This window comes from Leuconostoc gasicomitatum LMG 18811 (assembly GCF_000196855.1).
Classification (GTDB): Bacteria; Bacillota; Bacilli; order Lactobacillales; family Lactobacillaceae; genus Leuconostoc; species Leuconostoc gasicomitatum.
In genome coordinates, this window is sequence record NC_014319.1 from 1,251,664 (window position 1) to 1,264,167 (window position 12,504).

A 12,504-nucleotide genomic window follows, 5' to 3' on the forward strand; every position below is an offset into this window, starting at 1 on the left:
CATTGTTCGTGTTTTATTCAAAATCACAAATACTATTCTTCCCTTGTTCGTTTACTATTCCAATTTAACAGAAAACAGCATAAAATGCTTCGCTTTTAAATAAGAAAATTCACACAAACAAAAAAAACGTTCGTTATATACGAACGTTTTTATACTTTTTATACATATTTACGAACGTTTGCTTTGTAAGCACTTTCATAAATCTAAAATCTTAATATTCGCTTCTCACTCATATTGTGAATTTAACGGCTACTACGCGCCATACGCTTTTCGGCATAACCTAATGCACGGCTAATACTAAAGGTTAATACAAAGTAAATCAATGAGGTGATTAGTAATGGGAAGAATGGCTGGAAACTAGCGCCCTGTACCACCCCAGTTTGGAACATTAACTCACCAACACCAATGACTGACACAACGGATCCTTCTTTAATAACCGTCACAAATTCATTCCCCAACGCTGGTAAAATATTTTTAATGGCTTGCGGTAAAATAATGTACCGCATAGATTTCCCTTTAGATAGACCAAGAGACCTTGCTGCCTCTGTTTGACCGTAGTTAACTGAATTAATACCTGAACGAATAATTTCAGCAACATAGGCGGCGGAATTTAATCCCATTGCCAACGCACCAGCAGCAAAAGCTGATAAATTCAATCCGATAACTTGTGTGCCGAAAAATACCATAAATGCCTGAACTAACAAAGGTGTCCCACGTACATATTCAATGTATATATTGCCCAGTGACTTCAATATGAAGTTTGGTGACAATTTAAATAGCGCCAACACCGTCCCGAGTACAGCACCAATAACAACTGCAATTGCTGCTAAAGCAAGTGTAATCAACGTACCTTTAATAAACAAATTACCATATTTTGCCCAAAATGATTGTTTGGCAAACATTAACGTATTTGCCTCTTTTTGGTAGGCTTTTAATTTACCAGATGACACAATGCCATCTATTGAAGCGTTAATTTTTGACTGCAACACGGGTGAATTTTTCCGCATTGCAATTGAGACAGCCCCTTCAGATTCATTTGGCTTTGGGTAAATCACTTGAAGTGCCTTATTTTGTTGTGCATAGGCTTCAGAAATTGGATCATTTAAGACAACACCTGAAATCTTGCCAGCCGATAATTGAGAAACTAAATCCGGTACCTTCTGGATACTAACTAATGTCGATGAAGGCATGTTATTCTGTACAAAAGTTTCCTGCGTTGTTTGTCGTTGTGCGCCTACCTTTTTACCAGAAAACGAATCAACATTAGTTGTAAACTGTGGCGCATTCTTTTTTAAGATTAATATTGTTTGTTTGGGTGACATATAAGATTTTGAAAAATCAACAACTTTTTCACGCTCGGGTGTTGCATTAATACCTGAGATGATCACATCAATTTTACCAGTTTGCACAGCACCAATTAACCCATCAAATCCCATCTCTTTAATTTGAATTTTTACACCCAAATCTTTAGCGATTTGTTTTGCCATAGACACTTCAAAACCAACGATTTGATCGCGGCCACCAACTGTAGCATGAAATTCAAATGGTGCATAATCAGCTGACAAACCAACAATTAAAACACCACGTTTTTTAATCGCAGCGTAGGCTGGATCAGTATCTGCCGCCTGTGTTTGTGGAACAAATACTAGAAACATTGGCAGCAATAATATCAATCCCATCGCCGTCATGACCAGTTTTTTTACAATTTTTTGTACCATATCTTCAATTCTCCTATATCCTAATTAACGTAATTAATCATAACTTGTTATGAATTTTTATGCAATGTTTTCAAGCTAATATTCATCAATAGGTTGTATATTGAATTAATCAATGCATAAAACATCATAAAAAAAACGCCACAAAGTGACGTCTCCTGTTGCAAGTATCTGTAGGCCATGTTTTGTTCCAGTAATATGCAGGATCATATTACCTTCGGTAATCATCTATCTAAGTTTGTTGCCAAACCATACCGATCATCGCTTCAATTTGCTAGATCAGCCGCCCCTACCAAAAGTTTGGGTTGCCCACTTGTGGGGTTTACCTCGTCTCAAACGTTAACTTTCATTAACGCATACGTTTCTATGGCACCTTCGAGCCTATTAAGACATAGCCGTAACCTTAGCCTTTTCGACCGCCGTAGCATCTCTGCTCCTGGGTTTATTTTTTATCCCAGCACAAACACTACAATCATCTCAGATTGTGTGAGCATGGACCTTCCTCACGCTAGAAATATAGCGCGCAATTACCCGATACTTACAAATTGAAAATTATTGACACAAATGATTTAATATGTCATTGACGGTTCATTAACCAACCAAGTACGTTAGATATTTTCAGCGTCATGTCCGAATACAGCACGTTCTAAATTAGCAACACGTTTAATTAAATCTAAATTAGTCACTACTTGTGCAGGCTTTGGTGTTTCAACCACAGGCGCCACATATGGTGCTTCAGGAATTACCGTAGCAGCTGGTGTCACTACCTGAGATTGCTGTTTCACAGCCACTAATTGTTCCTGTGAAGCCTTCAATGCCGTCTGCAAACGTGCTACTTCATTTTGCAATTGGTCTATACGACCCGCATAGGCACCATAATCTTTAATAATATCATCTAAAAAATTATCAACATCAGCTGGATCATATCCAACACCCATACGTTTTTGCTTGAAAACACGTTCTAGAATATCTTTTTGCGTGTACTTTACTTGTTCCACAAGTTCACACCTCATTTATTTTTTTACTCATTTAATATTACCAATAAATAACTAAAATTACAAGGTAATTACTCTCTTATTCATAAAAATTAGACTTTTCTTCATGTATTTCTTCATATTCTGTTGCATAATCCTGCAATTGATCCATATCAATCGTTGTCAACGGATATGGCATGATACTTTGATGTTTTTGAATCGCACGATAATCGTAAACAGGCTTTCCTTCAAAATCTAAATCATATACTAAAATGGCACCATCAGTATGCGTAAGCATAAATTGCTGATAATTTTTAAGTTGCTGGGGACCTTCATATGGTGCTTGTGATACGCTCTCGCAAAAATCACTTTTTGAAATTAGTGACTGAAGGCGCGCTTGATTATCAGGTTTCCATTGACTACCAAACTTTTGAAACGGCAACATCATAGCAACTTTTAAAGCCGGAAATTCTTGTTTCAAATCTGAAACAACCGCCACTGTCCATTGTTCAATACCCATTTGACCACCAGTAATTACCCATTCAAGACCGTTATCTATCTGTTCTCTAAGGGTACGATTTAAAGCGTATTTAATCACTGCAATTTTGGGGTCTTTATCACCAAATGTGCCAATTTCGTAATTACGATATCCCGTTACCCATAATCTTGACATCTCACTCACCTCCAAAATAAAAGTCTTGCCTACGCAAGACTTCTATCGTTCAGACTAATTATTACCCGTTGTTGCACCCACAGCTGCAGATCCTGAAATACCTGCTTCTGCCGGAGTCTCACCAGATTGTGGTAATGAATTAACCAACGGTAAACCACCATTACTCCATTTTTCACCCTTAACTTCATATTCTACAATATTGCCTCTTACTTTTGGCGTTACCGTATCTGGTGCTGTCCAATCAGTATTTGGTTTATTTTGCATGGCATATGACATGACTCTCTGATAATATTGCGCTGGTAGGTCTTGATATGTCCAAGGAATATAATTTTTAGCAGGCCAATCATAACCAGTCCATACTGATAACGCATATGCTTTTGTGAAACCAGTAAACCAGGCATCCTTAATAGCTTGGTCTGGCATGTTTTCATTATCACCATAAGCTACCAATCCTGATTTCCCAGCCTGGTGTAGTCCTGGAATGATTGCATCACTGGCTGTTGCATTTGGCTTGATGACACCTTTCATCATATCAGTTAACATGAAGGCTGTACTCGTTTTCATTGCCCGCTTACCAGTAGTATTATAATTATGAGTTGTGCCATCAGCTGTTACAATCTTAGTAATGTAGCTTGGTTTATAATAGGTACCGCCATTGGCAATGGCGCCATAGGCACCTGCTTCTTGTTCTGTTGAAGCATCTAAATTAATTGCATCCTGGCCACCTGGTATATGATTAGTTGGTACACCAAGACTATTAACAAACTTCCCAGCACTTGCACCACCAACTTCTTCCAAAGTTCGTGCTGCCGGAATATTACGTGACTGGGTCAACGCTGAACGCATCGTGATGTTCCCCATATCCTTGCGATCCCAATTATAGACATCAATATTGGTACCAGGGTACTTATATTTTTTATCTTCAACTGTGCGATATGTTGGCCAATTCAAGTACTCAATAGCTGGTCCATAATCTAGCAGTGGCTTAATTGATGATCCGGCTGATCGTCCAGTTAGCGTAGCATGATTAGTTGCCTGTAAAATTTGATTATTACGACTGCCGATTTGTGCAACAACTTTTCCGTTGCTGGGATCTGTCATAGTTGCGCCAATTTGCGCGTCTTCCGAGGGAAAAGCTACACTATTGCCGTTAGCAGTATCATACATGTACTGTTGCATAGTTGAATCCATATTTGTATAAATTTTCAAACCAGATTTTGTTGTATCATAACCTAATGCCTTGGCCTCGGCAATTGTTGACTTCACATACGCATCTGTCACTTGTCGATTATTATTTGCTAACTTGGCTTTTGTAGTTAAATCTTGTAGTCCATCAGTTACCGATGTTTTAGTGGCTGCAGTTGCTTGATTTTGTGTGATTGCACCATACTTAACCATGGCAGACAGAACAGTGTTACGCCGTTCTGTAGCACGTGATGTGTCTTTTAAATACGGATCATAGTTTGTTGGCGATTGTGGCATGCCAGCTAGTAAGGCAAGTTGCGCCAATGATAATTGTGTCAGTGGTTTACCATAAAAATACTCAGATGCCGTTTTCATACCTGAGACACCATGTCCCATGTAAACCTTGTTCATATAGAAGGTTAATATTTCATCTTTTGAAAAATTCTTTTCAACACGCATTGCCAATACTGCTTCTTGTGCCTTACGCTTGATCGTTTGATCAGCTGTTGATGTACTAAACACTGATAATTTAACTAGCTGTTGCGTTAAAGTTGAACCACCTTGCATACCCAATGATGAACCGCGAATATTAGCTAATAAGGCACCAGCAATACGAATAGGGTCAACACCATTATGCTTATAAAAACGTCGATCCTCAGTTGCAACAACCGCTTGTTTTAACTGTTTTGGAATTTCATTTGAATTTGCATAATCACGATCTACTGTTGATAATTTCCAAATTGCATTTTCTTGATTATCATAAATGCTACTCGATGTTTCAGAGGCTAAATTGGCTTGTGTGATGTTCGGTGCATCGTTTGCATATGTCACAAATACCGCTGTTCCAGCCAGACCGCCAATGATTCCTAAAACAACTAACCACAAAAATATTGCTAATACCCAATGTCGTTTTTTTCTTGGCTTTTTGGGACCGCCATTACCATTTGATTTTGGTATGCGTGGCGGTTCAGTTGCCGGATGGTTATCGTACATATTGCGATTGCGATTCACACGCGACCATTGATTTTCGTTTGCCATAATGACTAGAGTACTCCTAATTGTTAGTTTAAATGTTCAAAATACTGATCAACAGCCTTTAAATAATCTAGACTCGGATTGAGACTATTTGGCACAACGTAACTATCACGCACAATTTCATGATATGAAATTGATTGCTTTCCTTTCAGTTTTTGCCACTGTGCAATCAAGTATTGGGCTGGATACAAATAGGTTTCATCTAAACTTGTAAATTTAATAATCACAAATCCAACACCATGCTGCGATAAAATACTTGCCAAATGAACAATTTGATGTTCATGGAAATTTTTTAACGGAAATGATGTTTTGTTTTTAGTTTCTTTTGCATCAAAATCAAGATAACGTCCTTGATACACACCATTATAATCAGTTGTTGAAGCCTGTTTAAAATACGCTTCAGTAATTTTCGCCGCCGAACGTGCGGGATAATCAACTTTCACAATTGTTATTGGTGTTGGCTTTTTATGGATGACTGCTAAATGATTTGCAAGATAGTAGTCATTTGCAAGGTTAATTTCCTCCTCCAAACCCATTCCTCGTTTACCGAAGGTTAATGCCTTTTTAGTTGTTTTACCTGTACGTATTGTATTTTGAATTTCTTGGGCACGATGAGTCCCTGCAGGATAATTGATTGCCATTAATCCTCTCAACTTCAAATTTTAAACTATATAATTACTATTTTACCATAAAAGAAAAGATGACAAGCTAAAATTTGGTATCTTTTCTCTGCTTTATAATATAACAGTTGTTGATACTACTTCAACTATTAATCAAAAAAATTTGTATGCGTGATTTCTAAACGTATTAACGCTATAGTGCGTCATTTACGATCAACTAGCTGATGCTATTTAAAACTATTTTTCAATTTAACTATAAAAATATTACCCATTGTAATCAAGGAAGTATGACCAAGTAACACTTGTATCATCATGACATGCCTACCAAACTTTGTACCCCTTTACTTGTATATATCTGATTATTCTATAGAAAAGGTGAACTTATTATACAAGCATATTTTTTCAAGAATCAAGAACAATTGACACACATTGATCAACATGTAAATTATAATAACAAAATGATAATTCAATATCACGCACAAAAAAATACGATAAAGGCTAACCTCATCGTAATTTTTTTGTAAACACAACTTTTCATGTTCCCATAAAACGCTCTAAACCACTTTATGAAAGAATCTATTTTAATGCTATTCCCACTCAACAGTTGAAGGTGGCTTAGCCGTAATGTCATACACGACTCGGTTGATATGACCAACCTCATTCACAATACGTGCAGAAATTTTTTGTAATAATGACCAAGGTAATTGTGCAAAATCAGCTGTCATACCATCAACTGAAGTGATGGCTCGAATGGCAATTGTATAGTCATAGGTACGAAAATCGCCCATAACACCCACTGAACGAACACCAGTTAATACCGTAAAGTATTGCCACACATCAGCTTCAAGACCAGCCTTAGCTATTTCGTCACGTAAAATCCAATCAGAATCACGCACAATTTCAAGTTTATCTTCTGTAATGTCACCGAGAATACGAATGCCTAACCCTGGGCCTGGAAATGGTTGACGCCAAACCATCTCATGAGGCATATTTAGTGCCTCGCCAAGTTCACGGACTTCATCTTTGAAAAGGGTATTGAGCGGTTCAATCAGCTTAAATTGCAAGTCCTCTGGTAAGCCGCCCACATTATGATGTGACTTAATTGTTTGTGCTGTATCTGTACCAGATTCAATCACATCAGTATATAGTGTGCCCTGTGCTAAAAATTCAATACCATCCAATTTAGTTGCTTCATCATTAAAGACTTGAATAAATTCATTACCAATAATTTTACGTTTCTGTTCAGGGTCTTTAATGCCTGCTAATTTAGATAAAAAGCGTTCTTGTGCATCTACTTTAATAATGTTCAAGCCAAATTGCTTACCCATCATTTCCATAACTTGCTTCGCTTCATTTTTACGTAACAAACCATGATCAACAAAAATTGAGGTCAATTGATCACCGATCGCTTTATGCAATAAAACACCAACAACAGATGAATCTACACCACCAGAAAGACCTAGCAACACCTTTTTATCACCAACAACTTCACGAATATGTGCAACTTGTTCGTCAATAAAACCACTCATATCCCAATTCGCTTCAGCACCAGCAATGCCAAATACAAAATTTTGTAAAATTTGTTTACCATGCTCTGATAGTGTTGTTTCAGCGTGAAATTGTACACCATACAAACGGCGGTCTTCATTAGCAATAGCAGCTATTGGTGTTGATTCTGATCCCCCAGCAATGACAAAGCCGTCAGGTAAATCAACAACATTGTCTGAGTGGCTCATCAAAACTGTCTGAGACATCGGTGTATTGGTAAATAGACGACCGCTTTCTTCAGTTTGCTTTAAAACAGTCTGCCCAAATTCACCATTGCCAGTGTTCGCTTCAACTTTTCCACCAAGATTTTGTGCCATTAATTGCATACCATAGCAAACGCCAAGGACGGGTACATCAAGGTTAAAAATCTCATTGTCAATTGTGAAAGCATCTTTTTCGTAGACCGATTTTGGACCACCCGATAAAATAATAGCTTTAGGGTTGTACGCCTTGACCTCTTCAACTGTCATATTTCTTGACTTTAATTCAGAAAAAACACCCATTTCACGGATTCGGCGGGTAATTAATTGATTATATTGACTACCGTAATCTAATACTAAAACTTTGTCGGCATTTATGACATCGGCCATCTGTTACTCTCCTCTACATTCAAAAAATAAATATCATATAATTTAAAAAGTTTATACTTTTTAAAAGTCTAATGAATTGTTAATTATAAAAATTATTTTGCATAGTTAGGTGCAATTTTAGTAATTTCAACATCATGTGGATGTGATTCACGTAAACCATTATCAGTAATTTGAACAAATTGAGCCGTTAATTTCAAATCTAATATCGTTGATGAACCGGTGTAACCCATGCCAGCTCGCAAACCACCATCAGATTGGAATATTGCATCATCAATTGACATATCCCCACCAGCAAAAGTGCCATCTGCTTCTAAAACTTCACCTTTCAGTAAATCTGTCACTAGCGTTGCGTCAGCCCCAGCAGAAATAGTTTTAACCACATCACCTGAATAATGTACGCCACCTGTTGAAATAACTGCTTTATCAAATTCAGTTGCTATTTCGGCAATGGCCATTGTTGTTGTTAAAAATGGATACAAAGTATTATTTGGTAATTTAGAATTGACTGAACGTCCAGCAATTACAGCATCAACACCATCTTGAAATAATGCACCAGCAATCCCTTGTTCTTCAATCACACCAACTGCTAAAAAGACTGTTGGAAATGCCTTGCGAACTGCTTTTACAATATCATTTGTTTCTTTATTGAGTTCATCATGTAAATAAAAGAATATCGCATCAGCGCCAGCTACTATGAGTTTTTCAACTCTTGCTTGTGCACCAGTTGTTAACCAAACTTCTGCTGCAATTCTAACACGGCCTTTCAAGTCCAAAAAAGCGTTAGGATACTTTTCATGATCAACCTCTACTGACTTGGCTTCAGCGATAGCTGCCATTTGAGCCGAAATATCTTCTTGTTCAGCAATAACTCCCAGACCACCATTTAGCGCCGTTGCTGCAGCGCGTCCATCAGTTACTACACCATTTGCTTCTGCAATAATTGGTATGTTCAAAATAAAATCATCAGCTAGCTTTGTTGCAAGTGACACTGTGTGTGGTAAGACGTTTGAAGCACCTGGTACAAGCAAAACTTGATCATAACCAAGTCCTTGATTTTCATTATTTTCAGACATGTTTTTTCTCCGTGAATTTATTATTAAAATGTTGGAATGACAACTTGCTTTTTAACTTTTGACAATTTTGCTTCATAATCGATGCTGTCGATGTCGCGAACAATGTTGTTGTCTTGTATTAAATCAGTGATTGTTCTAGTACCCATTTTAGCCATATCTTCACGAACATTTGTCATGATCGTCGTTAAGACATCAATCAATGCACCTTTATATTGCACACGCGCCTCAATACCCTCTGGTACCATTTTCTTTGCTTCATTAACTTCGCCTTGGAAGTAACGATCTTTAGATCCAGCTTCCATGGCAGCAATAGATCCCATGCCACGATATGTTTTGTACTTTTTTCCATTATCTTCAAAAACAATGCCCGGTGTTTCCTCTGTCCCTGAAAACATTGACCCTAACATTACCGCGTTGCCACCAGCAGCAAGTGCTTTAACAATATCTTTTGATGTTTTAGCACCACCATCAGCAATGATAGATTTGCCACGTCTGGCAGCTTCAATAGCTGCATCACGAACAGCTGAAATTTGTGGTACGCCAATACCTGCAACAACACGCGTTGTACAAATTGAACCTGGTCCAATGCCAACTTTAACAACATCAGCCCCAGCATCATACAACGCCGCTGCACCATCTGTAGTCGCAATGTTTCCCGCAATAATATTGAGTTCAGGGAAAGCGTCACGAACTTCTGACACTTTACGCAAAACACCCTCTGAATGGCCATGTGCTGAATCTAATACAATAGCATCTACACCAAATGCAACCATTGCTTCGACGCGCTTTACTGTATCAGATGTTACACCAACTGCACCAGCAACTAGCAAACGGCCTTGTGAATCAATAGCAGCATTAGGATATTTCACAGCATCAAATTCTGCCATTTTAACTTGCTTAATTTCATCTGCCTGTTCAGCAATTGTCATATTTTTATGGACGACGCCCAAACCACCAAGTTTTGCTAACGCTATGGCAAAACGTGATTCTGTTACAGTGTCCATTGCTGCTGAAAGTAAAGGCAACTTTAAATTCAATGTTGGTGTAAGACTAGTTTCAACAGTCACTTCATCAACATTGACAGCTCTTTTTTGATCATAAACCAACTTGATATCATCAAATGTTAAGCCCATTTTTGCAAACTTGTTACGTGAGCTGAACTTAGGCTTTTCATCATCTAAGAAAAATTTTTGCATGAGATCCTCCGATTTTAAAAGCAACTTCTAATAAACTAAAGTACCTCAGACGTCAGAAATATCATCGATACTTTGTGCCATTATTTGTCGCGGATTGTCTAGTTGGCCTTTTTGTTAACACAATTGTTAACTGATCCGCCGAAAGATAGATAAGTAATAATAACAGTCAAATATTTGGTACAAAAAAAGCATTTGGGATACACAGATCCACAAATGCTTAGGCAATATCATAGACATTGTCTAACATCTGCGAATAGTCACGAATTTTGGGACGTGGTAGAAACTGCCGGCCATTTTCCAGCGATATATCTGCAAACAAATGATTTAGTTGTTGGTATTACTTTACCGGTTTTTATGAGAAAAATCAACCCTTAATTTGCAAGATATTTCCTGTCAATAACATTTAAAAAACCAGACATTAAATGCTGTCTGGCTTTCTTACATTTTCTCTAAACGCGCAATACGTTCTTCTATTGGTGGATGAGTATCAAATAAATGTGCCTTTTTCTTTAATGGATTACTAATATATAAAGCCGCTGATGAAGGGTCAACATTTTGCATCGGCTTTGCTGAACCCAACTTACGTAGCGCAGAAATTAATTCTTCTGGATTACGCGTTAATTCAACACTACCAGCATCCGCTAAATACTCTCGATTACGTGAAATAGCCATTTGTATCATAGCCGCAACTAATGGTGCTAAAACCATCACCGCAATAGAAAAGACAAAAAGTAATATTTGCAAACCACCGCCACTGCTGTTATTATCACGATTATCGCGGTTACGATTACCACTACCAAAAAACCACCAGTTACTGCCTAAATTAGTCAACAACGTAATTGCTGCGGTCAGTGCTAACGCAATTGTTGAGATACGAATATCATAATTACGGACGTGACTCATCTCGTGCCCAATAACACCTTCAAGTTCATGGCGATCCATAATTGCTATCAGACCCGTAGTAGCTGCAACGGCAGCATTTTTAGGACTATTTCCCGTTGCAAAAGCATTAGGGCTTGCATCGTCAATAATAAACACACGTGGCATAGGCAGTTGTCCAACCATTGCCATATCTTCGACAGTGTGCCACAATTCCGGTGCTTGATCGGCTTGGGTAATTTCTTTACCATGATTCATTGCCATGACAACATTAGTAGAATTACTAATCATAATCACAGTATAAATCGCACCAATGATTAACGCACCCACGATTCCCATAGTAAGCGAATTTAATAGCATGTACCCTACCGCTGCGCCAACAATGCCAACTAGAATGAGAAAACCAACCAAAAGCACGATGGTTCGGCGCTTATTTGATTGTATTTGCTCATATAACATTAAAATTTAACCGTAGGGACGTCTTTTTCAGTTTCTGGTACAGCAATAAATTCACTTGGTTCAAAATGATGTATTCCCGCGATGATATTGCTAGGAAACGACTGTAGCTTTGTATTATAGCTCGCCGTTGTCGTATTGAACAATTGACGGGAATAAGCAATTTTATTTTCAGTATTAGTTAATTCTTCTTGCAGTTTTGTAAAATTAGCACTTGCTTTTAAATCAGGATAGGCTTCAGCAACAGCAAATAAGTGCGTCAACGCACCTGATAGTTGGTCTGAAGCTGCCATAGTTGCAGCTGGACCTTGTGCACTATTAACACTTGTTCGTGCGTCAGTAACCGCTTGTAAAGTTGTCTTTTCAAAATCAGCATAACCTTTAACTGTGTTCACTAAATTAGGAATTAAGTCATTTCTGCGCTTTAATTGCACATCAATTTGGCTCCATGATTCCTTAGTCTGCATGCGATATTTAATTAAACTATTGTAAATGCTAATCCAGATAATCGCAATCACTACAACTACGGCAATAATAATAACTAATGTCATACGTGCTAC

At 37.8% G+C, this 12,504-nt stretch carries 10 protein-coding genes, 1 other RNA gene and 1 riboswitch; all 11 genes read right to left on the minus strand.

Annotated features, from left to right (window positions below):
• Positions 1-242 precede the first annotated feature (242 nt).
• Positions 243-1,718 carry an ABC transporter substrate-binding protein/permease gene (locus LEGAS_RS06025; protein WP_013231712.1) on the minus strand — a complete coding sequence of 492 codons (1,476 nt, stop codon included), beginning with the start codon at positions 1,716-1,718 and terminating at the stop codon, positions 243-245.
• 166 nt (positions 1,719-1,884) lie between these two features.
• Positions 1,885-2,254: RNase P RNA component class B (gene rnpB, locus LEGAS_RS09920), an RNA gene on the minus strand.
• Between the two features lie 69 nt (positions 2,255-2,323).
• A complete protein-coding gene (gpsB, locus tag LEGAS_RS06030) occupies positions 2,324-2,713 on the minus strand; it encodes a cell division regulator GpsB (protein ID WP_010390632.1) in 390 nt (129 codons plus the stop codon).
• Between the two features lie 76 nt (positions 2,714-2,789).
• The gene (locus LEGAS_RS06035; protein WP_010390633.1) at positions 2,790-3,362 is read right to left on the minus strand and encodes an SLOG family protein; all 573 of its coding nucleotides are present in this window, start codon (positions 3,360-3,362) and stop codon (positions 2,790-2,792) included.
• A 54-nt stretch (positions 3,363-3,416) separates the two neighbouring features.
• Complete coding sequence (locus LEGAS_RS06040) at positions 3,417-5,585, minus strand: transglycosylase domain-containing protein (RefSeq protein WP_013231713.1); 2,169 nt, start codon at positions 5,583-5,585, stop codon at positions 3,417-3,419.
• Positions 5,586-5,608: 23 nt separating this feature from the next.
• Positions 5,609-6,223: a Holliday junction resolvase RecU gene (recU, locus tag LEGAS_RS06045; protein WP_010390640.1), complete on the minus strand. Its 615-nt coding sequence runs from the start codon at positions 6,221-6,223 to the stop codon at positions 5,609-5,611.
• A gap of 566 nt (positions 6,224-6,789) precedes the next feature.
• The gene (gene guaA / locus LEGAS_RS06050; protein ID WP_010390642.1) at positions 6,790-8,340 is read right to left on the minus strand and encodes a glutamine-hydrolyzing GMP synthase; all 1,551 of its coding nucleotides are present in this window, start codon (positions 8,338-8,340) and stop codon (positions 6,790-6,792) included.
• A gap of 92 nt (positions 8,341-8,432) precedes the next feature.
• Positions 8,433-9,413, minus strand: a complete 981-nt coding sequence (locus tag LEGAS_RS06055; RefSeq protein ID WP_010390644.1) for an IMP dehydrogenase — start codon at positions 9,411-9,413, stop codon at positions 8,433-8,435.
• Positions 9,414-9,436: 23 nt separating this feature from the next.
• Positions 9,437-10,609: an IMP dehydrogenase gene (gene guaB, locus LEGAS_RS06060; protein ID WP_013231714.1), complete on the minus strand. Its 1,173-nt coding sequence runs from the start codon at positions 10,607-10,609 to the stop codon at positions 9,437-9,439.
• 234 nt (positions 10,610-10,843) lie between these two features.
• A riboswitch (purine riboswitch) is annotated at positions 10,844-10,940 on the minus strand.
• Positions 10,941-11,047: 107 nt separating this feature from the next.
• Entirely contained in the window at positions 11,048-11,947 is a 900-nt protein-coding gene (htpX, locus tag LEGAS_RS06065) for a zinc metalloprotease HtpX (protein WP_010390650.1), read from the minus strand.
• On the minus strand, positions 11,947-12,495 hold the full coding sequence (locus LEGAS_RS06070) for a LemA family protein (RefSeq protein ID WP_010390651.1): 549 nt from the start codon (positions 12,493-12,495) through the stop codon (positions 11,947-11,949). The genes htpX and LEGAS_RS06070 overlap by 1 nt, the downstream gene beginning before the upstream one ends.
• Positions 12,496-12,504 lie beyond the last annotated feature (9 nt).

Excerpts from the sequence above, each read along its gene's own strand:
- LEGAS_RS06025 (WP_013231712.1), bottom strand. The coding sequence starts at position 1,718 with ATGGTACAAAAAATTGTAAAAAAACTGGTCATGACGGCGATGGGATTG.
- LEGAS_RS06035 (WP_010390633.1), bottom strand. The coding sequence starts at position 3,362 with ATGTCAAGATTATGGGTAACGGGATATCGTAATTACGAAATTGGCACA.
- LEGAS_RS06040 (WP_013231713.1), bottom strand. The coding sequence starts at position 5,585 with ATGGCAAACGAAAATCAATGGTCGCGTGTGAATCGCAATCGCAATATG.
- recU (WP_010390640.1), bottom strand. The coding sequence starts at position 6,223 with ATGGCAATCAATTATCCTGCAGGGACTCATCGTGCCCAAGAAATTCAA.
- guaA (WP_010390642.1), bottom strand. The coding sequence starts at position 8,340 with ATGGCCGATGTCATAAATGCCGACAAAGTTTTAGTATTAGATTACGGT.
- LEGAS_RS06055 (WP_010390644.1), bottom strand. The coding sequence starts at position 9,413 with ATGTCTGAAAATAATGAAAATCAAGGACTTGGTTATGATCAAGTTTTG.
- guaB (WP_013231714.1), bottom strand. The coding sequence starts at position 10,609 with ATGCAAAAATTTTTCTTAGATGATGAAAAGCCTAAGTTCAGCTCACGT.
- htpX (WP_010390650.1), bottom strand. The coding sequence starts at position 11,947 with ATGTTATATGAGCAAATACAATCAAATAAGCGCCGAACCATCGTGCTT.
- LEGAS_RS06070 (WP_010390651.1), bottom strand. The coding sequence starts at position 12,495 with ATGACATTAGTTATTATTATTGCCGTAGTTGTAGTGATTGCGATTATC.